This is a genomic window from Streptomyces sp. NBC_00028 (genome assembly GCF_045041065.1).
In the GTDB taxonomy this organism is placed as follows: Bacteria; Actinomycetota; Actinomycetes; order Streptomycetales; family Streptomycetaceae; genus Streptomyces.
The window spans coordinates 6,595,012-6,618,332 of sequence record NZ_CP108293.1 but is presented as its reverse complement, the minus strand read 5'-3'; the positions used below and the strand labels follow the sequence as shown (position 1 = coordinate 6,618,332).

At 70.9% G+C, this 23,321-nt stretch carries 20 protein-coding genes; 10 read left to right on the top strand and 10 right to left on the bottom strand.

Features of this window, described 5'->3' with window-relative positions; genetic code table 11:
* Positions 1–8: 8 nt before the first annotated feature.
* Both OG885_RS29760 and OG885_RS29755 read right to left on the bottom strand, forming a co-directional pair.
* On the bottom strand, positions 9–2,150 hold the full coding sequence (locus tag OG885_RS29760) for a serine/threonine-protein kinase (RefSeq protein ID WP_405737189.1): 2,142 nt from the start codon (positions 2,148–2,150) through the stop codon (positions 9–11).
* 85 nt (positions 2,151–2,235) lie between these two features.
* Positions 2,236–2,430 (bottom strand): hypothetical protein, encoded by a 195-nt coding sequence (locus OG885_RS29755; protein WP_171143330.1) that lies wholly within the window; start codon positions 2,428–2,430, stop codon positions 2,236–2,238.
* A gap of 523 nt (positions 2,431–2,953) precedes the next feature.
* On the opposite strand from OG885_RS29755, the gene OG885_RS29750 reads away from it, so the two are divergent.
* Positions 2,954–4,123 carry an acyltransferase family protein gene (locus OG885_RS29750; RefSeq protein WP_399956334.1) on the top strand — a complete coding sequence of 390 codons (1,170 nt, stop codon included), beginning with the start codon at positions 2,954–2,956 and terminating at the stop codon, positions 4,121–4,123.
* Between the two features lie 83 nt (positions 4,124–4,206).
* Here the strand turns inward: OG885_RS29750 and OG885_RS29745 are convergent, their stop codons facing one another.
* The 4 genes from OG885_RS29745 to OG885_RS29730 all read right to left on the bottom strand — a co-directional run bounded on the left by OG885_RS29745 (position 4,207) and on the right by OG885_RS29730 (position 9,686).
* Positions 4,207–4,671, bottom strand: coding sequence for an HD domain-containing protein (locus OG885_RS29745; protein ID WP_405737185.1), 465 nt, complete (start codon positions 4,669–4,671; stop codon positions 4,207–4,209).
* A complete protein-coding gene (locus OG885_RS29740) occupies positions 4,668–7,097 on the bottom strand; it encodes an FtsX-like permease family protein (RefSeq protein ID WP_405737182.1) in 2,430 nt (809 codons plus the stop codon). Before OG885_RS29740 ends, OG885_RS29745 begins: the two co-directional genes overlap by 4 nt.
* A complete protein-coding gene (locus OG885_RS29735; protein WP_405737179.1) occupies positions 7,097–7,894 on the bottom strand; it encodes an ABC transporter ATP-binding protein in 798 nt (265 codons plus the stop codon). Before OG885_RS29735 ends, OG885_RS29740 begins: the two co-directional genes overlap by 1 nt.
* Positions 7,895–8,501: 607 nt before the next feature.
* Positions 8,502–9,686, bottom strand: a complete 1,185-nt coding sequence (locus OG885_RS29730; RefSeq protein WP_405737177.1) for a PP2C family protein-serine/threonine phosphatase — start codon at positions 9,684–9,686, stop codon at positions 8,502–8,504.
* Positions 9,687–9,848: 162 nt separating this feature from the next.
* Here OG885_RS29730 and OG885_RS29725 point away from each other — a divergent pair, with 162 nt between their 5' ends.
* On the top strand, positions 9,849–11,090 hold the full coding sequence (locus tag OG885_RS29725; RefSeq protein WP_405737174.1) for a GNAT family N-acetyltransferase: 1,242 nt from the start codon (positions 9,849–9,851) through the stop codon (positions 11,088–11,090).
* Positions 11,091–11,098: 8 nt separating this feature from the next.
* On the opposite strand, the gene OG885_RS29720 is transcribed toward OG885_RS29725, so the two are convergent.
* Both OG885_RS29720 and OG885_RS29715 read right to left on the bottom strand, forming a co-directional pair.
* The gene (locus OG885_RS29720) at positions 11,099–11,920 is read right to left on the bottom strand and encodes an Fpg/Nei family DNA glycosylase (protein WP_405737172.1); all 822 of its coding nucleotides are present in this window, start codon (positions 11,918–11,920) and stop codon (positions 11,099–11,101) included.
* A 35-nt stretch (positions 11,921–11,955) separates the two neighbouring features.
* On the bottom strand, positions 11,956–12,444 hold the full coding sequence (locus OG885_RS29715; protein WP_405737170.1) for a ribose-5-phosphate isomerase: 489 nt from the start codon (positions 12,442–12,444) through the stop codon (positions 11,956–11,958).
* Positions 12,445–12,637: 193 nt separating this feature from the next.
* Here OG885_RS29715 and OG885_RS29710 point away from each other — a divergent pair, with 193 nt between their 5' ends.
* On the top strand, positions 12,638–14,056 hold the full coding sequence (locus OG885_RS29710; RefSeq protein ID WP_405737167.1) for an amino acid permease: 1,419 nt from the start codon (positions 12,638–12,640) through the stop codon (positions 14,054–14,056).
* A gap of 42 nt (positions 14,057–14,098) precedes the next feature.
* Here OG885_RS29710 and OG885_RS29705 read toward each other — a convergent pair whose 3' ends face one another.
* Positions 14,099–15,979: a protein kinase domain-containing protein gene (locus OG885_RS29705; RefSeq protein WP_405742928.1), complete on the bottom strand. Its 1,881-nt coding sequence runs from the start codon at positions 15,977–15,979 to the stop codon at positions 14,099–14,101.
* Positions 15,980–16,198: 219 nt separating this feature from the next.
* On the opposite strand from OG885_RS29705, the gene OG885_RS29700 reads away from it, so the two are divergent.
* Both OG885_RS29700 and OG885_RS29695 read left to right on the top strand, forming a co-directional pair.
* Positions 16,199–16,918 carry a hypothetical protein gene (locus OG885_RS29700; RefSeq protein WP_405742926.1) on the top strand — a complete coding sequence of 240 codons (720 nt, stop codon included), beginning with the start codon at positions 16,199–16,201 and terminating at the stop codon, positions 16,916–16,918.
* Positions 16,919–16,975: 57 nt separating this feature from the next.
* Positions 16,976–18,265 (top strand): FAD-binding oxidoreductase, encoded by a 1,290-nt coding sequence (locus OG885_RS29695; RefSeq protein WP_405737165.1) that lies wholly within the window; start codon positions 16,976–16,978, stop codon positions 18,263–18,265.
* Here the strand turns inward: OG885_RS29695 and OG885_RS29690 are convergent.
* The gene (locus OG885_RS29690) at positions 18,255–18,833 is read right to left on the bottom strand and encodes a biotin transporter BioY (protein ID WP_405737162.1); all 579 of its coding nucleotides are present in this window, start codon (positions 18,831–18,833) and stop codon (positions 18,255–18,257) included. The genes OG885_RS29695 and OG885_RS29690 overlap by 11 nt on opposite strands.
* A 269-nt stretch (positions 18,834–19,102) precedes the next feature.
* Between OG885_RS29690 and OG885_RS29685 the strand changes: the two genes are divergently transcribed.
* The 5 genes from OG885_RS29685 to OG885_RS29665 all read left to right on the top strand — a co-directional run bounded on the left by OG885_RS29685 (position 19,103) and on the right by OG885_RS29665 (position 23,264).
* On the top strand, positions 19,103–19,189 hold the full coding sequence (locus OG885_RS29685) for a putative leader peptide (protein ID WP_399957314.1): 87 nt from the start codon (positions 19,103–19,105) through the stop codon (positions 19,187–19,189).
* 65 nt (positions 19,190–19,254) lie between these two features.
* The gene (locus OG885_RS29680; protein ID WP_405737159.1) at positions 19,255–20,454 is read left to right on the top strand and encodes an ROK family protein; all 1,200 of its coding nucleotides are present in this window, start codon (positions 19,255–19,257) and stop codon (positions 20,452–20,454) included.
* 199 nt (positions 20,455–20,653) lie between these two features.
* Positions 20,654–21,721, top strand: coding sequence for an ABC transporter substrate-binding protein (locus OG885_RS29675; protein ID WP_405737156.1), 1,068 nt, complete (start codon positions 20,654–20,656; stop codon positions 21,719–21,721).
* A complete protein-coding gene (locus tag OG885_RS29670) occupies positions 21,718–22,563 on the top strand; it encodes an ABC transporter permease (protein ID WP_405737153.1) in 846 nt (281 codons plus the stop codon). The genes OG885_RS29675 and OG885_RS29670 overlap by 4 nt, the downstream gene beginning before the upstream one ends.
* Positions 22,539–23,264 (top strand): ABC transporter ATP-binding protein, encoded by a 726-nt coding sequence (locus OG885_RS29665; protein ID WP_405737150.1) that lies wholly within the window; start codon positions 22,539–22,541, stop codon positions 23,262–23,264. Before OG885_RS29670 ends, OG885_RS29665 begins: the two co-directional genes overlap by 25 nt.
* The last annotated feature ends 57 nt before the right edge of the window (positions 23,265–23,321 follow it).

Here is a 23,321-nt window from a genome sequence, read left to right as displayed (position 1 = left end):
AGTGTTTCTCACAGAGTGCGTACGTCGACCGTGTAGACGGAGCGCAGGCCGTACGGGACGTAGAGCGCGTCGCCCACAAGAGTGAGGGGGGCGCCGGTCGGGGAGCCGTCCACGGCGCCGTCGTCGCGGCCGTCGAGGGTGCCGTCGACCTTGCCGGTGGTCCGGTTCACGGCGGCGAGGCGGCCGCTGGGGGACGCCAGGTACAGGTGGGTGCGGGAGGCGGTGGGCGGGCCGGAGAGTTCGACGCCGGAGTTGCCTTCCCACAGCTGGCGCCCGGTCTCCGGGACGACCGCGCGGATGCTTCCGTTGGAGAGGGTGAAGTAGAGGGTGCCGCCCGCGAGGGTGGGGGCCGCGCCCTCGGGCTGGGGCTCGGCCAGTTTCACCGTCGTCACGATGTGGGTGTCGGTCCTGATCAGGGTCAGGGCGCGGCGGGTTCCGGTGGTGTTGACCAGCACCAGGCGGCCGTCGTGGCGGCCGACGATGTCGATCTCGCCCTTGACCTTCACCGTCCAGCGGGGTTTTCCGGTGGCCGGGTCCAGCTGGCTGACGCTCGTGCTCTCGATGTTCTCGCTCGTGTACTTCGCGGTGAGCAGGTACGCCTGTCCCCCGGCGCTGCGCAGCAGGCTCATGTACCGGTTCGGGTTGGGCAGGGGGCGCTTCCAGCGGACCTGGCCGGTTTCCGCGTCGAGCAGGGCGTACTGGTTGCCGGATCTGCCGTAGACGGTGACGACGCCCGTGGGGACGGCCGCGGAGGCGCCCTGGTCGCTGCTCGGCTCGGTGCCGTCCTCGCTGTCGGCGGTGACCGTCTTCCAGGCCACCTTGCCGGTCTCGGCGTCCAGGGCCTGGACCGAGTAGCGGGTCGGGTACGACGCCTGGTCGCTGGTGGGCCGGTCGTCGGCGCCGTAGACGTACACGCGGCCGTCGCGGGCGCCGATGATCGTGCCCGCGCCGGAGCTGCTGCTGCCGAAGTCGGAGTCCTCGGCGGTCGGGTCGATGGGCCGGCCCCAGGTGTTGGTGCCGTCGGCGAGGGCGAAGCGGGTGGCCATGATCTCGTCGCCCGCGCAGACCAGGGAGGTGCCGGAGGCGACGCAGCGGTTGAAGAGGGCGGTGGGGCCCATCGGGTCCTTGTCGACGCTCGGGTCCTTCGCCTGCCGGTGCCACTCCTGCCAGCCGGCGGGGAGGTTTCCCCGGTCGGCGGCTTCGTCGCCGGTGAGGACGAGTGTCATGGTGGCGATGGCCGCGAGGACGGCGGCGCCCGCCGTGGCGGCCAGCCAGAGGCGGGTACGGCGCTTGCGGGGGCGCGGGGCGTCCAGGAGGGTCGGGGGGCCGGTGGTGGGCAGGGTGCCGTCGCGCAGGAGGCGGAGCAATTCGTCCGCCGTGGCACGGGACTTGGGCTCCTTCTCCAGGCAGAGCCGGATGAACGGCAGCAACTCCGGGGGTACGTCCGCGAGTTCCGGGGTGCCCTCGACCACGCGGATCGCCGTCTCGTAGGGGCTCGGGCTGTCGAAGGGGCCCTTGCCCGAGGCGGCGAAGGCGACCACCGCGCCGAGGGAGAAGATGTCCGCCGCCGGGCCCACCTCGTGCGGGGCGGAGAACTGCTCCGGGGACATGAACGGCGGGGTGCCCATCACCCGGCCGGTCTGGGTGAGGGCGTCGGAGGCGGCGAACTCGGTGGCGCGGGAGATGCCGAAGTCGATGACGCGGGGGCCGTCGTCGGCGAGCATCACATTGGCCGGCTTCAGGTCCCGGTGGACAACGCCGGCGCGATGGATGTCGCGGATGGCCTCGGCGAGCCCCGCGGCCAACTCCCGCACCCGGGGCGGCGGCAGAGGACCGTGGTCGCGTATGTGCGTGCCGAGGTCGGCGCCCGGTATGTAGAGCGTGGCCATCCAGGGTCGCGGCGCGTCGGCGTCCGCGTCCACGACGGGCGCGGTGAAGGCGCCGCTGACCTGGCGGGCGGCGGCCACCTCGCGGCGGAACCGGGCGCGGAACTCGTCGTCGTCCGCGTACTGGGCATGCACGACCTTGACCGCGAGCCGACGGCCCGAGGCGGAGCGGGCGAGGTAGACCACGCCCATGCCCCCGCTGCCCAGCCGGTCCTTGATGCGGTAACCGCCCACCTCCGCCGGGTCCGAGTCGCGCAGCGCCATCCCCGTACGTCCCCCCGTCCGTCCCGGCCCCCGCGACCGGGCTGGCCAGCCTAGGGCCTGCCCTGGTCCGGCCGAGTCAACGGGGTCAGAACTGGATCGAGTTGATGGTCTCCGCTATCGAGTTGAGGAAGCGCTGGATGTCGTCGGCCATACCCGTCGAGGCGAGGAAGAAGCCGAACAGCACGGCCACTACTGCGGGTCCGGCCTTGAGGGACCCGCCACGGATCAACACCACCATGATGATCCCCATCAGCAACACCACTGACAGCGAAATGGCCACAACTGATCACACCCTAGGTCGGTCCGCTCTCCCGGCCCGGGGATGCCGGCCCCGCACACCCCCGCCAGAACCATCGTGCCACCAACCAAGCCGCTGTATGCGGCTGGTGATGCATCGTTGACCACACCTGTGCCCGAACTGTGCGGCGCCGTACGGGTCCGGTGATCGGCCCGCCATCTTCCGCACAGCAATTCGAGAGTGCGGCGCACAGGGAATTCAACGGGATCGTTTCGGTCTCCACACATCCCGTTCGCAGGTAATTCGAAAATTTACGGTGGCCTCAACCCGCCCACAGGAAGCGGACATTCCGCCAGAGTCGCCTGCTGGTCTTATGCCCTATTTAGTCGGGATGAATCACACCAATACAACCCTTGCGGTGACGACTGCGACGCCCCGTTCGCTGTGTTCACCGTCACCTGCGGAATGGCGAGGGCTTGCCGAAATACCGGGTACCCGAAGCCGATAACCAGGAATGACGTGGCCGGTTTTACGAAATCGCACAGAGAACGCTAGGGTGCCTCAGATGTTCCACGCTGCCTCGCCCCGAGTGCCGCTCCCGCCGGCACAGTCGTCGGCACCCGGAGTGCCGAGCCCGCGCTCACCGCTCGCTCAGCAGAAGCCTCGGCACCAGCCACAGAGCAAGCAGCGCGACGCGTTCTTCGACAACGCCAAGTACCTGGCGATCGTGCTCGTCGCCATCGGTCACGCCTGGGAGCCCCTCAAGGGCGACAGCCGCATCCTGGAGGGCGCGTACACAGTCGTGTACTCCTTCCACATGCCGGCGTTCATCATCATCTCCGGCTTCTTCTCGCGCAGTTTCGACATGCGTCCCGACCGGCTCAAGCGGCTGATCACGGGTGTCGCGGTGCCGTACGTCCTCTTCGAGACGGCGTACGTCCTCTTCGACCGGACGGTGGGCGGTGACCCCGGCAAGGACATCAGCCTGCTCGACCCCTGGTATCTGACCTGGTTCCTGTGCGCGTTGTTCGTCTGGCGGCTGTGCACACCGATCCTGAAGCTGATCCGCTGGCCGCTGCCCTTCGCCCTCGGCGTCGCCATGCTGGCGTCCGTCGCGCCGTCGATCGGCAACGACCTGGACCTCCAGCGGGTGCTGCAGTTCCTGCCCTACTTCGTCCTCGGCCTGTGCATGAAGGCCGAGCACTTCCACCGGGTGCGCACCTGGCGGATGCGGATCCTGGCCGTGCCCGTGTTCGCCACCGCGCTCGTCGTGGGCTGGTGGGCGGTGCCGCGGATGAACACCGCGTGGTTCTACCACCGGGACGCCGCCCAGGACCTGGCCGCGCCGTGGTGGGTCGGTCCGGTGATGGTGCTCGCGATGTTCGGCTGCTCGCTGCTGCTGACCGCCTGCTTCTTCGCCTGGGTGCCGCGCCGGAAGATGTGGTTCACGGCGCTGGGCGCCGGCACGCTCTACGGCTATCTGCTGCACGGCTTCCTGGTGAAGGCCGGGGATTACGAGGGCTGGTTCGACCATGCCTGGTTGCACCGGCCGACCGGTGAGATCTTCGTGAGTCTGGTCGCCGCCGCGGTCGTCACCGCTCTGTGCACCAAGCCGGTGCAGCGGGTGTTCCGGTTCGCGATGGAGCCGAAGATGGAGTGGGCGTTCAGGCGGGATGCGGCGGAGCAGGCGAGGGAGCGGCAGCAGCGGGAGCTTCGCGAGAAGGTGCCGGCGTAGCTGCTTGTCGTTCGGGTGCGGCTTCGTCGTGGCTGGTCGCGCCCACGCGGCGGTAGCCGCACATTGATACAGCCCCGCGCCCCTTAGGGGGTTGCAGGACCGGAGTTGAGATCCAGAAGTCTGCGCATACGTGCGTACTTCTCGGTCAGGCGGTTGCGGGTTGGGGCTTCCAGCATCGCCAGGCGGGATGGGTCTGCGTTGTGGGCCAGGTCTGCTTCCTTCACCAGCAACGCCCCTGGGGTCGTGAGGATGCGGGCCGCGTATGCCTCGGGAGGCTCTCCCTTGTGCTTGGTCACGGCTCGTACGATCGCCTTCGTACGGCTGCTCAGTGCGGCCTCCGTCAGCCATTGCTCGGAGAGTGCCGCGTCCTCGATCGCGTCGTGCAGCCAGGCCGCCGCGATCTGGTCGGGGTCGCCGCCGCGGGCGCGGACGCCCTCGGCGACGGCCTGGAGGTGTTCGGCGTAGGGGCGGCCCGCCTTGTCGGTCTGGTCCTTGTGGGCGGTGCGAGCGAGGGTCTCGATCTCGGCGAGTGTCAGTGGTTCGGTCACTCGTCCAGTGTGTCCCTGCGGAGGGCCGCCTTGGCGGGGAGGGTCGCGGCGGTCAGGCCGAGGGCGACGATCGTGGCGGCGAACGCGCCGTAGGTGAGGGGCGGGATGTAAGGGCCTTGACCCGTCAGGCCGTTCATCATCGGGACGAGTGTGGCGAGGGCGATCGCGGTGCCCAGGGCGATGCCCGCGAGCGCGACCAGCAGGGCCTCCCAGCGGACCATGCGCAGTACCTGGCGGCGGGTGGAGCCGATGAGGCGGAGCGTGCCCAGTTCGCGGCGGCGGTCGAGGACCGTCATCACCAGGGTGTTGACGGCGGCGACGGCCGCGAAGCCGCCGAGGACGGCCGCCATGAGGTTGTTCGCCCAGGCGTTGAGCTCGCGGTCCACGGACTGGGCGGCGGTGTAGCCGTCTCGGCCCTGGACCGTGCCGAGCGCCTTCAGACCGGCCGTCGTGCCGCCCTTGGTCCACAGTTCCGTGTCGTAGGCGGAGGTGACGTGGGTGGCCAGATCGGCGCGGCTCAGGGTGACTTGGGCGAGGCCCAGGCCACGGCCGTACGTCGCCACGACCCGCGGAGCGGCCTTCGTGCCGTCGGGAAGGCGGAGGTGGAGGCGGTCGCCGACCCCGACGTCGGCGTTGTCGGCGAGGGAGGCGTCGATCGCGATCTCACCCTGCTTCAGCGACAGTTGGCCGTCCTTGACGTCGAGATCCTGTACCGCGGCCAGGTCGCGGGCGGAACCGGTGACGCCCTGGGCGGTGGCCGACTCCAGGGCGCCGCCCGTGGCCGGGACCAGCACGGAGGTCTTCAACAGGCCGACCGCGGCGGTGACTTCGGGGGCGTTCTCGGCCCGTCGTACGGCGCCGGGAGCGAGGCCGGGGGCGTCGCCCGGGGCCGTGACGATGTGGTCGGCGGTGATGCCGTCGCGCTGCTGCTGGGCGGTGACGTGGTCCTCGCTGGTGTGCAGGAAGACCAGGACCGAGGAGAACGCCATCGCGAGCACGATCGGGGTGATCGCGGAGGCCAGACGGCGGGCGTTGGTACGGGAGTTGGCGGCGGCCAGCACGGCGGAGGCGCTCGCGCCGCGCAGCGGGAGGCCGAACAGGGCCGCGCAGACACGGGCGACCAGGGGACCGAGCAGGCCCACGGCGAGCATGAACAGCACGACGACACCGAGGGCCGCGTTGGCCGCGTCCTCGCCGGTGAGGGAGGCGGAAAGCGCCGCGCAGACGATGCCGCCCGCCGCCGCGGCGAGGCCGAGCGGGGTGCGGATCCAGCCGATGCGCAGCCGCTCCACGCTCGCCTCGTTCAGCGCCTGGCCCGGCTTGATGCGGGAGCTGCGGTGGGCGGCCGTGTAGCCGGAGAGCAGGGCGGTGAGGAGGACGGCGCCGGTCGCGGAGACCAGGGGGATCCAGGAGACGGCCAGGTCGACCTGGGCCGGGACCGCGCCACGGTCGCGGAGCTGGTCCAGCCACCAGGCCGCCAGGGCTGTACCGGGGAGGCAGCCGAGGGCGCCCGCGACGGGGGCGACGAGGAGGGTTTCGGTGGCGATGGTGCGGCGGATCTGACGCGGGGTGGTGCCGATGGCGCGCAGCAGGGCGAACTCGCGGGCACGCTGGCCGACGGCCAGGGCGATGGTGCCGGCCGCGGTGAACATCGCGACGACCGTGGCGATGCCGCCGAAGGAGCCCCCGATGCCGATGAGGGTTTCCCTGGCCCCGTCGAGGGTGGGGTCCGCGACGGTGCCGCGGCCGTCCCCGGTGTGGATCCTGGCCTGGCCGCCCAGGGCGTGTGCCACCTGGGCCGCCACGGTGTCGGTGGCGACGCCGGGCTTCGGGAGGACGGCGACGGCGTCGATGTGGCCGGGGTGCCCCGAGACGCGTACGGCGTCCGGGTCGGACAGCCAGACGCCGGTTCCCGTGGTCGTGCCGGAGACGCGGTAGGTGTGGGTGCCGTCGGGGGTGGTGAGGGTGACGCGGGTGCCGATCTCGGCGTTGCCCAGGACCACTTCGCCGGGGTTGGGTGCCTGGCCCTTGGTGAGGCGTTCGCCGGTGAAGGCGGTGGCGGACCAGTTGTGGGCGGTGAGGGGGCCGTGCGGGCCGGTGACCGGGAAGGTGACGTCGGGTACGGCGGTGCGGGCGCCGGGTGCGGTGGCCGCCTTGGCCACGAGGGAGGCGTCGAGGCGGGCGCGGTCGGGGAGGGGCTCGCTGTCGGCGCTGTCGCCCTCGCCGTAGTGGGCCCGTTGGTCGGCTGCGGCCACGACGGGGGCGCCGGCGTAGCGGCCGGGTGGGACCTCGGCGCGGACGCCGGTCTCCAAAAGGATGCCGCAGGCCGAGACGATCGCGGCGGCCATGACGAGGGCGACGAAGGTGCCGACGAACGCGGAGGGTCGGAAGCGGACGGCTGCGCGGGCGAGGCCGTTGGGACGCATCAGGCGGCCGCCTTCACGTCGTCCCGGCGGGCCGTCAGGGTCTTCATGCGGCTGGCGATCTGGTCGGGGGTCGGGCGGTCCAGGTGGGTGGTGAGTTCGCCGTCCGCCAGGAACAGGACCCGGTCGGCCCAGGACGCCGCCGTGGGGTCGTGGGTGACCATGACGACCGTGGCGCGCTCGGTGTCGACGGCCCGGCGCAGGAGAGCCAGGATCTCGGCCGCGGTGGTGGTGTCCAGGGCGCCGGTCGGCTCGTCGGCGAAGACCACGTCGGGGCGGGTGACCAGGGCGCGGGCGATGGCGACGCGCTGCTGCTGGCCGCCGGAGAGCTGGCCGGGGCGGCGGCGGGCCTTGTCGGCGAGGCCGACCTGGGCGAGGACCTCGGCGGTGCGGTGGCGGTCGGGGCGGTGGCCGGCCAGGCGCAGCGGGAGGGCGACGTTCTGCTCGACCGTGAGGGACGGGAGCAGGTTGAAGGCCTGGAAGACGAAGCCGAGGCGGGTGCGGCGCAGCGCGGTGAGCTTGTTCTCCTTCATGCCGGTGATCTCCGTGCCGCCGAGGCGGACCGTGCCGGCGGTGGGGCGGTCGAGGCCGGCCGCGCACTGGAGGAACGTGGACTTGCCGGAGCCCGAGGGGCCCATGACCGCGGTGAAGGTGCCCGGGGGGAGGGCGAGGTCGATGCCGCGCAGGGCGTGCACGGGGGCGCGGCCGCGGCCGTAGCGACGGGTCACTCCGTGGAGTTCTACGGCCCACTCGGCCGAGGTGGGGGCCATGAGGGACTTCTTCTTCCGATCCGAGGTCATGTCCTTGACGCTACGGAGCGGAGGGGGTGGGGACGATGAGGGGTGCTGGCGGATCGGGGCTGGGGAAAACCCCACCTTGGGGTGGGTGGGGTGGTGGGGTGCGGCTTGGGTGGGGAGGTGGGGTGCGGGTTGGCTTGGGGGTGCGGCGGGGTGGGCAGGGTTTCGCTTGCCCGCACTGGCGGGGTGCCGCTGCGCCCACCCGTGCCGCCCCAGCGGCACGACTGCCCGCAGCCACGGCGGAGGCCGGAACCGGGGGCAGCACCCCAGCGGCGCGGCTGCACGCAGCCACGGCGGAGGCCGGAACCGGGGGCAGCGCCCCAGCGGCGCGGCTGCACGCAGCCACGGCGGAGGCCGGAACCGGGAGCAGCACCCCCAGCGGCACGACTGCCCGCAGCCACGGCGGAGGCCGGAACCGGGAGCAGCACCCCCAGCGGCACGACTGCCCGCAGCCACGGCGGATGCCGGAGGGGCAGCACCCCAGCGGCACGGCTGCACGCAGCCACGGCGGATGCCGGAGCCGGGGGCAGGGCCCCAGCGGCGCGGCTGCACGCAGCGACGGCGGATGGCGGAGCCGGGGGCAGGGCCCCGGCGGCGCGGCTGCACGCAGCTACGCGGAGGCCGCCACCTGGGCCGTCGGGCCCTCGCGGCAGATCAGGAGCAGGGCCCGGTCGTCGTTGACGTCCTTCGCCACTGCCTCGATCAGGTGCCAGGCGGCGCCGTGGAAGCCGCCGGCTACGTAGCGGTCGGCTTCGCCGGTGAGGCGGTCTATGCCTTCCACGATGTCGCGGTCGGAGGTTTCCACCAGGCCGTCCGTGAAGAGCATCAGGACGTCGCCGGGGCGCAGCGAGCCCTTCACGGGGTCGAACTGGGCGCCGTCGTAGACGCCGAGGAGGGGGCCTTCCGCGGCCTTTTCCTCCCAGCGGCCACTTCCCGCGCTGAGTTGGAGGCCCGGGGGGTGGCCCGCGGAGTAGAGCTCGTAGTCGCCGGAGTCCAGGTCCAGGACCAGGTGGATGGAGGTCGCGAAGCCCTCGTCCCAGTCCTGGCGGAGGAGGTAGCCGTTGGCGGCGGGGAGGAACGCGTGCGGGGGGAGGGAGCCCAGGAGGCCGCCGAAGGCGCCGGAGAGGAGCAGGGCGCGCGAACCGGCGTCCATGCCCTTGCCGGAGACGTCGGTGAGGACGACCTCCATCGTGCGGCCGCCGTTCGTGCGGGCCGCCACCACGAAGTCGCCCGAGAACGACTGGCCGCCCGCCGGGCGCAGGGCCATCTCGCGGTGCCAGCCGGTCGGGAGCTTCGGGAGCTTGCTCTGGACGCGGATGCGTTCGCGCAGGTCGAAGAGCATCGTGCCGCCGCGCCGCCAGGGCACGCCGACCCGGCTGCGGAACTGGGCGATGAGCAGGCCGAAGAAGCCGCAGGCGGCGACCACGAGCACGATGCCGGGGGTGACCCGCGAGGGGCCTTCGGTGTACGGGCCCAGCTGCACCGACTCCACGATCAGCGCCGTCGCCGCCGCCGCGTACAGACCCAGCAGGCTCGCCGGGCGCAGCAGCAGCCCGCCCGCGACGATCGGCAGGACCAGCGCGGCCGGTGAACACCACACCGAGTTCATCAGCGTGGTGGCCGCGATCAGCGGGATCGTGAGGAGCAGACCGGCCAGTGCGATCCAGTCCGAGCCGTCCCCGCGGAAGTAGTCGACGGCGCTTCTGCGCAGGCCGACGCGGGCCCGGTGCCACTGCATCTTCAACCGGGCCGTGAACGTATCGGCTTCCGCGCGCCGCTCTCGTCCTGCTGCCATTAGTTCGGGACCCTATCCATCGGACCAGCTGCTTGGCACGGGAGGTCCCACTTGTCCCCCGTCCGAGGTTCAACTTCACAGTGAACTTCACGGAAAGCCACCCTGCGGCCACCAAGGAGAAATCCCCTGGCTCGTCCCGCAATGCCCTGGTAGGCATGGTCCATGGCTTCTGACTTCGCGACCGACCTGCGGGTGCTGCGGCAGGACGAATGGGACGAGTGGTACGACAACCTGATCCGGGCCTTCGGCGGGGTCGCGGAGGCGGCCGAGGAACGGGAGTTGTGGAACGGGCTGACCGAGCTCGACCGTTCCATCGGCGCCTGGGACGGGGAGGTGTGCGTCGGCACGGCCGGGGCGTTCAGTTTCCGGCTGACCGTGCCGGGCGGCGCCTCGGTGCCGGCCGCGGGCGTGACCATGGTCAGCGTGGCGGCGACGCATCGGCGGCGTGGGGTGCTGCGCTCGATGATGCGGCGCCAGCTGGACGACGTACGGGAATGGGGCTGGCCGCTCGCCGTGCTGACGGCGAGCGAGCCGGCGATCTACGGGCGGTTCGGGTACGCGCCGGCGACGTTCCACGTCAGCGCCGAGATCGACACGACTCGGGTACGGCTGTCCGTCCCGCCCGGTACCGATGACGTACGGGTGCGCTACGCGCGGCCGGCCGAGGTGCTCGACGCGTGTGAGGCGGTGTACGCGCGGCTGGTGCCGCTACGGCCGGGCATGGTGGCGCGGATTCCCGGGTGGGAGCGGCTCGGACTGCTCGATCCCGAGGGCAGCCGGGAGGGGGCGTCGCCGCTGCAGTGCGTGGTCGCGGAGCGGGACGGCGAGGTCGTCGGGTACGCCCGCTTCCATGTGAAGCCGGAGTGGGACACGGCCGGGCCCAAGGGGACGGTGGCGCTGCGGGACGTACAGGCACTGGATCCGGCCGCGCATGGCGCGTTGTGGCGGTTCCTGTTCGGGATCGACCTGACCTCGAAGGTGCATGCGCGGGGGCGGCCGGTCGACGAGGTCTGGCAGCAGCTGGTCTCCGACATCCGGCGCTGTGAGCCGCGGCTGCGGGACTCGCTGCATGTACGGCTGGTGGACGTAGGGGCCGCGCTGGCGGCGCGGACCTATCAGGCGCCGGTGGACGTGGTGTTCGAGGTCGAGGACGACTTCTGCCCCTGGAACACGGGGCGTTGGCGGCTGAGCGGGGACGCGAAGGGGGCGTCCTGCGAGCGGACCGAGGACGCGGCCGATCTGGCGCTGTCCGTACGGGAGTTGGGGGCCGCGTATCTCGGCGGGGTGAGCCTCGCCGCGCTGGGCAGCGCGGGGCGGGTGCGGGAGCTGCGGCAGGGGGCGCTGACGGAGGCGGCGGTCGGGTTCGGCTCGCCCGTCGCGCCCTGGCTGCCGCACGGGTTCTGACGCCCGCCCTAACGGGTCTGGCAGCCCGGGCACCAGAAGAGGTTGCGGGCGGCGAGGTCGGCGGTGCGGATCTCGCCGCCACAGATGTGGCAGGGCATGGTGGCCCGGCGGTAGACGTACACCTCGCCGCCGTGGTCGTCGACGCGGGGCGGGCGGCCCATCGCCTCCGGGGTGTGCTCGGGTCGGACGGTGTCGATGCGGTTGTGGCGCACGCCCTCGCGCATGAGGTCGACGAGATCCCGCCAGATCGCGTCCCACTCCCGCGCGGTGACATCCTTCCCCGCGCGGTACGGGTCGATGCCGTGCCGGAAGAGGACCTCGGCGCGGTAGACGTTGCCGACGCCGGCGATGACCTTCTGGTCCATCAGGAGCGCGGCGATCGTCGTACGACTGCGGGAGATGCGCCGGTACGCCGTCCGCGGGTCGGCGTCCTCGCGCAGCGGGTCGGGGCCGAGGCGGTCGTGTATCGCCTGCTTCTCGGCGTCCGTGATGAGGGCGCAGGTGGTCGGGCCGCGCAGATCGACGTACGACGTGGCGTTCGCGAGCCTCAGCCGGACGGTGTCCGTGGGCGGCGGCGCGGGGGCGTCGCCGAAGTTCACCTTGCCGAAGAGGCCGAGGTGGATGTGGACCCAGTCGGTGTCCCGGCCGGTGTCGCGGAAGCCCAGGAAGAGGTGCTTGCCGTGGGCTTCGGTACGGGTGAGTCCGGCGCCGTCGAGAAGGGCGGCGGCGTCGGAGAACTTGCCCTGGGGGCTGGTGACTCGGGGCGCCGTGCCGAAGAAGCGGTCGGCGTAGTCGGCCGCCAACCGGTGGATCGTGTGCCCCTCTGGCACGGTGCCTGTTCCTTCCAGCCCCCGGACCGGGGCGGTCAGCCCTGCTGCGGGTGGTGGGCCGGGATCGGCGGGAGGTCGCCGGTGGTCTCGTAGTCGGCCAGCATGTCGATGCGGCGGATGTGGCGCTCGTCACCGGAGAACGGGGTGGCGAGGAAGGTCTCGACGAACTTGGTCGCCTCGTCCTCCGTGTGCATCCGGGCGCCGACCGCGACGACGTTGGCGTTGTTGTGCTGGCGGCCCAGCGACGCCGTCTCCTCGCTCCAGGCGAGAGCCGCGCGTACGCCCTTGACCTTGTTGGCCGCGATCTGCTCGCCGTTGCCGGAGCCGCCGATCACGATGCCGAGGGCGTCGGGGTCGGCCGCCGTACGCTCCGCGGCGCGGAGGCAGAACGGCGGGTAGTCGTCCTGGGCGTCGTAGATGTGGGGGCCGCAGTCGACGGCCTCGTGGCCGGCCGCCTTCAGCCACTCGACGAGGTGGTTCTTGAGTTCGAAGCCCGCATGGTCGGAGCCGAGATACACGCGCATGGGATGAGTGTGACACGGCTGTTTCGGGGCAGCAGCCTCGGGTGTCGGCCAGGAAAACAATGGCCTGAGCCACGGAAGCTCAAGAAAACCTCAAGTAACAATCTGGATTCGAAGGTTCATTTATTTATTTGCCTCTGATTCATTGAGTCGATCCTTATCGCCCCCCACACCTGGCACCAAAGGAACTTCCCGTATGACTGGTCTCCAGGCCGGACTCAAGAACCGGCATCTGTCCATGATCGCCATCGGCGGTGTCATCGGTGCCGGGCTGTTCGTCGGCTCCAGCTCCGGCATCGCCACCGCGGGACCCGGCATCCTCCTGTCGTACGCGCTCGTCGGCACGCTCGTGGTGCTGGTGATGCGGATGCTCGGTGAGATGTCCGCCGCGAACCCCACGTCCGGCTCCTTCTCCGCGCACGCCGACCGGGCGCTCGGGCGCTGGGCCGGCTTCTCCATCGGCTGGCTCTACTGGTTCTTCTGGGTCGTCGTGCTCGCGGTGGAGGCCACCGCCGGTGCCAAGATCCTCGAAGGGTGGATACCCGCCGTCCCGCAGTGGGGGTGGGCGCTCATCGTGATGGTGGTGCTGACCGCCACCAACCTGGTCTCCGTGGGCTCCTACGGCGAGTTCGAGTTCTGGTTCGCCGGGATCAAGGTCGTCGCCATCGGCGCCTTCATCATCATCGGCGGGCTCGCGGTCTTCGGTGTGCTGCCGGGGGTCGACGCCGACAAGGCGGGCCTGTCCAACCTCACCGACCATGGTGGCTTCCTGCCCCACGGGCCCGGCGCCATCCTCACCGGTGTGCTGCTCGTCGTCTTCTCGTTCATGGGCAGCGAGATCGCCACGCTGGCCGCCGGCGAGTCCGAGAACCCGCAGCGCGCGGTGACCAAGTCGACCAACAGCATCATCTGGCGGATCGGCGTCTTCTACCTCGGCTCGATCTTCGTCGTCGTGACGCTGCTGCCGTGGGACGACCCGTCCATCAAGGAGTCCGGCTCGTACGTCGCCGCCCTCGACTCCCTCGGGATCGCGCACGCCGGTCAGATCATGAACTTCATCGTGCTGACCTCGGTGCTGTCCTGTCTCAACTCCGGGCTCTACACGGCCTCCCGCATGGCCTTCTCGCTCGGCGAGCGGGGGGACGCGCCGAAGGTGTTCGCCCGCACGAACGCGCGGGGCGTGCCGATGGCCGCGATTCTCGCGTCCGTGCTCTTCGGTTTCGTCGCCGTCTTCTTCAACTACCTCTCCCCCGACACGATCTTCCTCTTCCTCGTCAACTCCTCCGGTGCGGTCGCTCTGTTCGTGTGGCTGGTCATCTGCTTCTCGCAGCTGCGGATGCGGAAGATCATCCAGGCGGAGGCGCCGGAGAAGCTGGTCGTGAAGATGTGGCTGTACCCGTATCTGACCTGGGCCACGGCCGGGTTGATCGTCTTCGTCCTCGGTTACATGCTGACCGACACGGAAGGGGCGAGCAGCGGGCGTACGACCGTGCTGCTGTCGTTGCTCGTCGCGGCGTTCGTGCTCGGTGTCGCCGTGGTCAAGGAGCGGATGCGAGGCCGGCGTTCGGACTCCGTCGGTGAAGCTGACGTGCAGGACAGGATCAAGGTGGGTTGAGGCACCTCGGGGTGCTGCTCGTTTCACGGTGCTGTGGATTCTCTACAGCACCGTGAAGCTTTTTTTGACCTTCTCGTACGTCTTGAGCGCCTGCGTCTCCGTCTGCGGCTGGTACCACGTGTTCACCTGGTACGACTTGCCGCCCGCGTTGAAGCCGAGCAGGCGGGCGTGCCAGGGGACGCCCTTGAGCATGAACGTGTACTCCCAGACCACCGCCGGGTGGCCCTGGAACTCCGTGTCCTCCAAGCGGATCTTCCGGTAGTCCTGGCCCTGGTGGGCGTTCTGTTCCGAGGTCTTCCAGGTGTCCATCAGGTCGCCTCGGGCGAGGGAGGACTTCGCGGCGAGTTCCTGGGTGCCGTCGGGTGAGGTGTAGTGCACCTCCGCGCCCGTCTTCACATCTCTGCGCCAGTCCTTGGGGGTTGCCCAGGCGAAGCCGCCGGCTTCTCGGTGGGCGCCGGGTGGGAGGGACTGGGGGCGGGAGGTGCCTTCGACTGTCGAGGGTGGGGAGGTGGGGGCGGTTGGGGTGGAGGCGGTTGGGGTGGGGGTGCCCTGTGCCTCGTTGTTGGTGCCCGGTGAGTTGGCGTTGAGGAGGATCAGGGTCGTGATCACCGCGGCGGCTGTGGTGAGGGCTGCGGCGGTGAGGAGGCGGGTGCGGCGGTGGGGGTGTGATGAGGGGTGTGATGAGGGGTGTGGTGAAGGTCGCGGGGTCGGTCGTTGTTCGGTGACGGCTTCTGAGCGGATGAGGGAGATGCCGCCGTGTGCCTCTGAGGAGGCGTTGTGGGTGGGCACCGGGCCTTCGGCCCGGTCTGGGTTCCCACCCGCACCGCCCGTGCGGCTTTCGTGGTCGGGTGCGGGTGGCCCCTGTGGGGGCTGAGCGCCGACGGCGGCTGCGGGTGCGCGGTCGGGGGTGGGGGTGGGCGCGGGTTCCCATGTGGGGGCTGGCGTGGGTTCCGGTGTGGGCGCCGGGGCGGGTGGGGGTTGAGGGGTGTTCAGGAAGGGGGGTGTGGGGAGTTCTCGTCTGGGCCAGGGGAAGGCCGGGGTCGGTGGGTCCGGGAGGGGGCGCTCGTCCTCGGGGTGGGGTGGGGGTTCCTCCTCCGGTCCTACCTGGACCGTGGGGGTCGGGGCCGGGAACGCCGTCGGGTGGAGGGCCTCCTCCACCTCGTCCAGGCCCGGGCGCAGTTCCGGCTCCTTCTCCAGGAGGGCGGCGAGGACGGATCGTAGGGCGCCTGCCGTGGCGGGGAGTTGGGGCTCCTCGTAGAGGACCGCGTGGAGGGTTGCCAGCGTGGTGTCCCGGGAGAACGGGGAGTGGCCGGCCAGGGCCGCGCAGAGCGTCGCGCCCAGGGACCAGATGTCGGACGGCGGGCCCTGTGGGCGGCCCGCGATGCGCTCGGGGGCCATGTAGTCGGGGGAACCGACCAGCATGCCGACCATGGTGAGCGCCTTGGCGTCCTGGATGGCCGCGATGCCGAAGTCCGTGAGGACCACACGGTGGCCATTCGCCTCCACCAACACGTTGCCCGGCTTGATGTCACGGTGCAGGACGCCGCGGGCGTGCACCTGGCGCAGGGCCGTCACCAGGCCGATGCCGATCCGGGCCGCCTGCTGGGGGCCGAGCGGGCCGTCCTCCATCATCATGCGTTCCAGGGAGCGGCCCGCCACCAACTCCATGACGATCCACAGGCGTTCGCCCTCGTCCACGACGTCGTAGACCCGTACGACGTTGGGATGGTCGATGCGGGCCGTGGCGCGCGCCTCGCGCAGGGTGCGTTCACGTCGGGTGCGGGCGTCCTCGGCGTCTAGGCCGTCTATGCGCATTTCCTTGACCGCGACCAGCCGGTCCAGCATTTCGTCGGCGGCTCGCCACACCCGCCCCATTCCCCCCTGGCCGATACTCTCGACCAGCCGATATCGGCCCGCCACCAGGATCCCTGGGACTCCGCCGCTCCGCGTGTTTCCCGTGTTACCCGTACTTCCCGCGCTTCCCGTATTCCCCGGCAATCCGTCGCACCCCCTCCACCACGCACCGGCCAACGCCTACTTCAACACAATGGTCACACTTCACGCCGTACCAGCATAGTGCGGAGAAATCTTGTGGTAGCTCTTCAAGTACTGCGAATTCAGGCGCAGCCAAGGGGGACGAACATGAGTTCTCGTCGTATGACGACCATCGCGGGATCGCTGGTCACGGCATCTTTCTCGGCCGTACTGATCCTTTCCGGCACGGCCGGCGCGGATGACCAGGGGCCCGGAAGCAGCAAGGGGGGAAAGGTTGTCGACGAGGCGCCGGACGGCGTGAAGCTGACCACGCTGCTGCCCGAACAGATCTCGGTAGACAACAAGTCCGAGAAAACCGACCTCACCGCCACCGTGAAGAACGAAGGGACCAAGGACAGCGGAAAGATCCAGCTTTTGGTCGTCGGTTTCGACGGCCTCACGGTCAATAGCGTTCAAGGGTGCTCCTCGATTGCCGAAAGTGATCTGCCGGAGGGTTCGAACAGCGGCTTCGCCTGCCCGATCGACAATCTCGCGGCCGGTAAGTCGAAGTCGTACGCCGTGGACGCGTCGTTCGATCTCGACAAGACCGGAAAGATCTGTCTGCCGGTGCAGACCGGCGACGGGAAGGAGACGTACTGGCAGCAGGGCCCGGTTCCGTTCGGTACGACGAATCCGTCGCCGAACGCCCCGGCCACCCCGCTGCTCCTCGGCACCGACAACAAGCCGGTGGCACCCGGCGGCGACGCGCTGCCGAAGACCGGTGCCGCGCGTGATCTGCTCCCGGCGGGTGCGGCGGGCGCGGCCCTGATGGCGGCCGGTGTGGCCGGGCTGTGGTGGTCGACGCGTCGACCGCGGCAGGAGATCTGATCCATCGAAGGCATAACCTGACGGTGGCTGTCAGGTTATGCCTCCATCATGAGGTCCATGAATCACGAGAACGGAACTGAACTCGTCGGATTCCAGACCGCGTTCGATCTGCGGCCCGCCACCGTCTTCACCCCCGCCACCGCCGAGGAGGTCATCGCCGCCGTGTGCCACGCGGCCGACACCGGGCAGCGTGTCGCCGTGGAGGCGACCGGGCACGGGCGGCAGGGGCCGGTCATCGGCGGCGTGCTCCTCTCCACCCGGCGGATGGACGGGATCACCGTCGCCCCCGACGCCCGTACCGTCCGGGTACAGGCGGGCGTGCGATGGGGGCAGGTGGTCGAGGCGGTCACGCCGTACGGGCTCGCGCCGTTGAACGGGTCCGCGCCGGGCGTCGGCGCCGTCTCCTACACACTGGGCGGTGGACTCCCCCTCCTGGCCAGGGAGTTCGGGTACGCGGCCGATCATGTGCGGTGGCTGGACGTGGTGACCGCCGACGGACGGCTGCACCGTGCCATGCCGGGTTCCGAGTTGTACTGGGCGCTGCTCGGCGGCGGCCATCGGCTCGGGGTGGTCACCGAGTTGGAGATCGGACTCGTCCCCGTGCGGACGCTGTACGGCGGTTCGCTCGCCTTCGACGGGCGTGAGGTCGACCCGGCTGCCGCGCTGCGGGCGTACGAGGCCTGGACGCGGACCGTGCCGGACGGGCTGACCTCGTCCTTCACCGCCGTACCGTACCCGGATCTGCCGGCGCTGCCGCCGCAGCTGCGCGGGCGGTACGTGCTGTCCGTGCGGGTCGCCCACACGGGCGAGGGCGGGGAGCGACTCGTCGCTCCGCTGCGGGAGATCGGGCCGGTGCTCGGCGACTCGCTGCGGGAGCTGCCGTACGCCGAGAGCCACACCATCCACAGCGACCCGGACTTCCCGCACGCCTACTACGGGGACAGCGCGGTGCTGAGTGAGCTGGACGCGGAGGGCGCGGGCGGGGAGCTGCTGCGGCGCACCGGGCCCGACTCCGGAGCCATGGTCGTCGTACAGGTCAACCATCTGGGCGGGGCGCTCGCGCGGCCCGCCGAGAACTCGGTGCCGTGGCGTGAAGGGCGTTTCCTGGTGCGGTTGTTGACCGCGGGGGAACGGGAGAAGGCGCGGGCGCTGCTCGATCCGGCCTTCGGGGTGCTCGCACCGCACACGCTCGGGCGGACGGTCAACTTCGCCTTCGGCGGCGGGGACCGGCGGGAAGGGCTCTACGACGCCGAGACACGGAAGAGGCTCGCCGAGGTGAAGTCGACCTACGACCCGGCGAACCTCTTCGGTGACGGTGACTATGACGGTGACGACGTCAGCGCTTGATGAGCTTCCACGCGCTCGGCAGCAGGCCCATCGCCAGGGCCGCCTTGAGGGCGTCGCCGAGCAGGAACGGGGTGAGGCCGGCCGCGACGGCGGCGGAGGCGGACATGCCGAGGTCGAGGGCGAGGTAGGGGACGCCGACGGCGTAGATGATCGCCTCGCCGAGCAGCATCGCGCCCGCCGTGCGCAGCACGGAGCGGTCGGCGCCGCGGCGGGCCAGGGCGCCGACGACGGTGGAGGCGAGGATCATGCCGAGGATGTAGCCGAAGGACGGGGCGGCCGAGCCGGAGGTGGCGCCCGCGAACCACGGCATACCGGCGACGCCGGCGAGGGCGTAGAGCGCGAGGGAGAGGAAGCCGCGCCCCGCGCCGAGCGTGGTGCCGACGAGCAGCGCGGCGAAGGTCTGGCCGGTCACCGGCACCGGAGAGCCGGGCACGGGCACGGAGATCTGGGCGGCGAGGCCGGTGAGCGCGGCGCCGCCGACGACGAGCGCGAGGTCGCGGACTCGGGAGGCCGGGAGCAGGTCGGCGAGGACCTGACCGGGGCGGACGGGGGCGACGGCGGTGCTCATGGGGACTCCGCGAGGTGACGGGGACGGGACATCGCGACGCTATCCCGGGCGCCTCGCGCCGATCACCGTCAGCGGTCGACAAAGGCTGGAGCGGCGACTTGGTGGTCTCCATACAAAGGGTGTCGGTTACACCCGGTACAGCGTGATGCCGGTCACTGAGGCCGGGACGTTTCACTCACGTGTCGAGTGTGAACGGCGTCTGTAGGGTCCCACCAAATGCTGGGACGCGCTCTGGCCGGATCCGGTCGGCGCCCCCTACCCTTCCAGCCATGGTTGCCCAGGCCCTCTTCCTCACGTCGCGTCGCCATGTCGACCTGCGGCGTGTGAGTGCTGCCGCCTGTCGCCGTCCTGGGTGAGGCCCCGTTCCGGTCTCGCCCCTCGCGTACGGCGCAGAGTCGGACCGGCCCCCGAGGTGATCACCATGCCCACCCTTACGTCCACCGTTACGTCCACCCTGGCCCGCGCCGCCGACAGTGACCGGCGGCGGACCAGCGCGAGCATCGTCCTGCGGTCCGTGCTGGAGCACGGGCCGGTGGCGCGCTCCACCATCGCCCGGCTGACCGGGCTGTCGCCCGCGTCGGTGACCGACTACTGCGCCCGGTTCGCCCGGCTGGGGCTGATCGAGGAGGCCGCCGCGCCCCGGCGGTCGAACGGTGTGGGCCGGCCCCATGTGCCCGTCGACCTGGACTCGTCGCGGTTCGTCGTGGGCGGCGTCCATGTGGCGGTGCCCTATACGACGGTCGCGCTGCTCGATCTGCGGGGGCGGGTGGTCGCCTCGCGGGAGCTGCGGCACACGGACGGCACCGATCCCGGGCCGGTGCTGGCACGGGCCGCCGACGGGCTGGGCGCGCTGCTGGCGGCGTCCCCGGGGTGCCGGCCGCTCGGCGTCGGCTTCGCGGCCGGCGGCTGGGTGGACCGGGACACCGGGACCGTCGTCGAGCATCAGCTGCTCGGCTGGCGGGACGTGGCGGTGCGGGAGCTGATCGGCGCGCGCACCGGGCTGCCGGTCCATGTGGACGGGCACGCGCGGGCGTTGGTGAACGCGGAGCGGCTCTTCGGGCGGGCGCGCGGCAGCCTCAGCGTGCTGCATCTGTTCGTCGGCAATGTGGTCGACGCGGCGTTCGCCACCCATGACGAGGTGCATCACGGGCCGCGCTCCCAGGCGGGCGCCATCGCCCATCTGCCGGTGCCGGGCGGTACCGAGCCCTGCGAGTGCGGGCGGACCGGCTGCCTCCAGGCCGAGCTGAGCGAGCGGACGTTGTGCCGCAGGGCGCGGGCGGCCGGGGTGATCGCCGGGGTGAACCCGATGCATCTGGTGCGGGCGGCGGCGGACGGCGACCCGGTGGCCGTACGGCTGCTGGTGGAGCGGTCGCGGATGACGGGCCGGGCGGCGGGGCTGCTGCTGGACATCCTCAATCCGGAGGCCGTCGTCGTCACCGAGGTCGGCGCGATCCATCGGGAGGACTGCCTCGCGGCGCTGCGGGCGGAGGTCGGGGCCGGGCGGGCGGGGTCGGTGATCCCGACGAGTTTCCCGGATTCGGTGCTCGCGGTGGCGGGGGGTTCGGTCGCCCTGGACGTGCTCTACCGGGATCCGCTGACCGCGTCACCTGAGGCTATTTAATTCAGAAACTCCGAATGTTGACAGGGGTTCCGTATGGCCGCGAGCATCGTGTTCATGAGCCCTCACCTGCACTGTCTCGCCTTCTGTTGCTGACACCCTGCCCCGTGTGACGCGCTCGTTTCCGCCGCGTGAATTTATTTCCCGCCGCGTTTTCCCGTGTATTTCATGTTTCCCCTGCACCAATTCAGGGAGTCCTCCCATGCCTTTTTCCCGTACGTCCGGCATAGACCGGCGACTCTTCCTCACCTCCGTCCTCGGCGCCGCGGCCGGTGTCGCGGGGCTGAGCGGCTGCGCCGAGTCCAGTGCCGCCACCGGCGGTGAGGGCGCCTCGACCGCGCCGCTCGCCGACAAGGTCCCGGCGGGGACGGCCCTGAAGGTCGCCTCGTATCAGGACACCCAGCAACTCCAGTTCAAGCTGGCCAAGTTGGGCGAACTGCCGTTCAAGGTGTCCAGCTGGGTCAACATCGGAGCCGGCCCCGATGTGATCAACGCCTTCCGCGCCAAGTCCCTGGACCTCGCCAACAACGCGGGTATTCCGCCGATCCAGGCGTACTACCAGGGCTTCGACGCGAAGATCGTCGCGATCAACATCACCCGCAAGCCCAACTACGTCTTCGCCACCAAGCCGGGCAGCGACATCAGGACGGTCGAGGACTTCCGGGGCAGGAAGCTCGCCTTCTCCCAGGGGCAGGCCCAAGGGGTCGTGCTGCTGCGGGCGTTGAAGAAGGCGGGCCTCGCCTACGACGACGTGAAGCTGGTCCCGCTGACCAGCAACCAGTTCCTCACCGCCCTCCAGTCGGGCCAGGTGGACATCGCCCCGCTCGGCAACACCCAGTCGCCCGCCTATCTCTCGCAGTACGAGGCGAAGGGCGCCCGGGTCATCACCACGGACGTGGTCGACCTGCTCAACCTGTTGTGGGCGCCGGCCTCCGTACTGAACGACGAGGCGAAGGCCGCCGCGGTCGCCGCGTACATCCCGTTCTGGGCGAAGGGCCAGGTCTGGACGTACGAGAACCCCGACGTCTGGAACGAGGAGTTCTACGTCAAGACGCAGAACCTGACCCTCGCGCAGGCCCAGGGGATCACCGCGCTCGCCAACAAGCCGCTGTTCCCGCCGAGTTGGAGCGAGGCCATCAAGTGGGAGCAGGAGACCGCCGATCTGCTGGCGGAGGGCGGCTTCGTGAAGAAGTTCGACGTGGCCTCGCTGTTCGACCACCGCTTCGAGGGCATCGCCGCGAAGTCCGTAGCAGAGGAGTATCGCAAGTGAGCGCTGTGACCACGACGGCGACGGCTCCGGTCGTCGCACAGGCCCCGGAGACGGTACGGCGCCGGCGCCGCGGCCTCTCCCCCGGCAAGCGGCTGCCCGCCGCCCGCCTCGTCGGCCCCGTCCTCCTGCTCGCCCTGTGGGCCGCCGCCTCGGCCGCGGGCCGGCTGGACACCGCCGCGATCCCGGCCCCCTGGACGGTCCTGGAGACCGGCGCCCATCTGTGGACCGACGGGACCCTGCGCACCGACATCCTGACCTCGCTCCAGCGGGCCGCGTCCGGCTTCGCGATCGGGCTGGTCGCCGGGGTCGCGCTGGCGCTGGCGGCGGGGCTCAGCCGGGTCGGGGAGGCGCTGATCGACGGGACGGTGAACCTCAACCGGGCGATCCCCACCCTCGGTCTGATCCCGCTGTTCATCCTCTGGCTGGGCATCGGCGAGACCTTCAAGATCGCCATCATCGCGATCGTCGTCTACATCCCGATCTACCTCAACACCCATGCCGCGCTGTCCGGCATCGACAGCCGGTTCGTCGAACTCGCCGAGGTGCAGGGGCTGAACCGGTTCCAGTTCGTCCGGCAGATCGTCATCCCCGGCGCGCTGCCCGGATTCTTCGTGGGACTCCGGCTCGGCGTCACCGGCTCCTGGCTCGGCCTGGTGGTCCTGGAACAGATCAACGCCACCAGCGGCCTCGGCTATCTGATGTTCCAGGCCCAGAACTACGGCCAGTCGGACGTCATCCTCGTCGGTCTCGTCGTCTACGGCGTCTTCGGCCTCGCCTCCGACAGCGCGGTCCGTCTCATCGAAAGGAGGGTGCTGTCATGGCGACGCACACTGAGCAACTGACCCGCCCCGCCGTCCAACTCCGCGGACTCACCCGGTCGTTCGACGGGCGCACCGTCCTCGACGGCATCGACCTCGACATCCCGGCCGGACAGTTCGTCGCCCTCCTCGGGCACAGCGGCTCCGGCAAGAGCACGCTGCTGCGGGCCGTCGCGGGCCTCGACCACCAGGTGACCGGCAGTGGTCAGCTCACCGCCCCCGAGCGGATATCCGTGGTCTTCCAGGACTCGCGGCTGCTGCCCTGGCGCCGGGTCCTGGACAACGTACTGCTGGGCACCGACGGCGAGGCCAAGGGGCGGGCCGCGCTCGAAGAGGTGGGGCTCGGGGGGCGGGAGCGGGCCTGGCCCAGCGAGCTGTCGGGTGGGGAGGCGCAGCGGGCGGCGCTCGCCCGGTCCCTGGTCCGGGAGCCCGAACTGCTGCTCGCGGACGAGCCGTTCGGGGCGCTGGACGCGCTGACCCGGATCAAGATGCACGTCCTGCTGCGGGAGCTGTGGGAGCGGCACCGGCCGTCGGTGCTGCTGGTCACGCACGACGTGGACGAGGCGATCGTGCTGGCGGACCGGGTGCTGGTGCTGGAGGAGGGGCGGATCGGGCTCGACCTGACCGTCGAGCCGCCGCATCCGCGGTCGTACCGCGATCCGCTGCTGAGCGAGTACCGGGAGCGGCTGCTGAGGGCGCTCGGAGTGACGGAGGACCACGCATGACCATCGCCCGGCGTGCCGGAGGGCTCGCATGACCACCCACCTGGGTTTCCCGGAGGA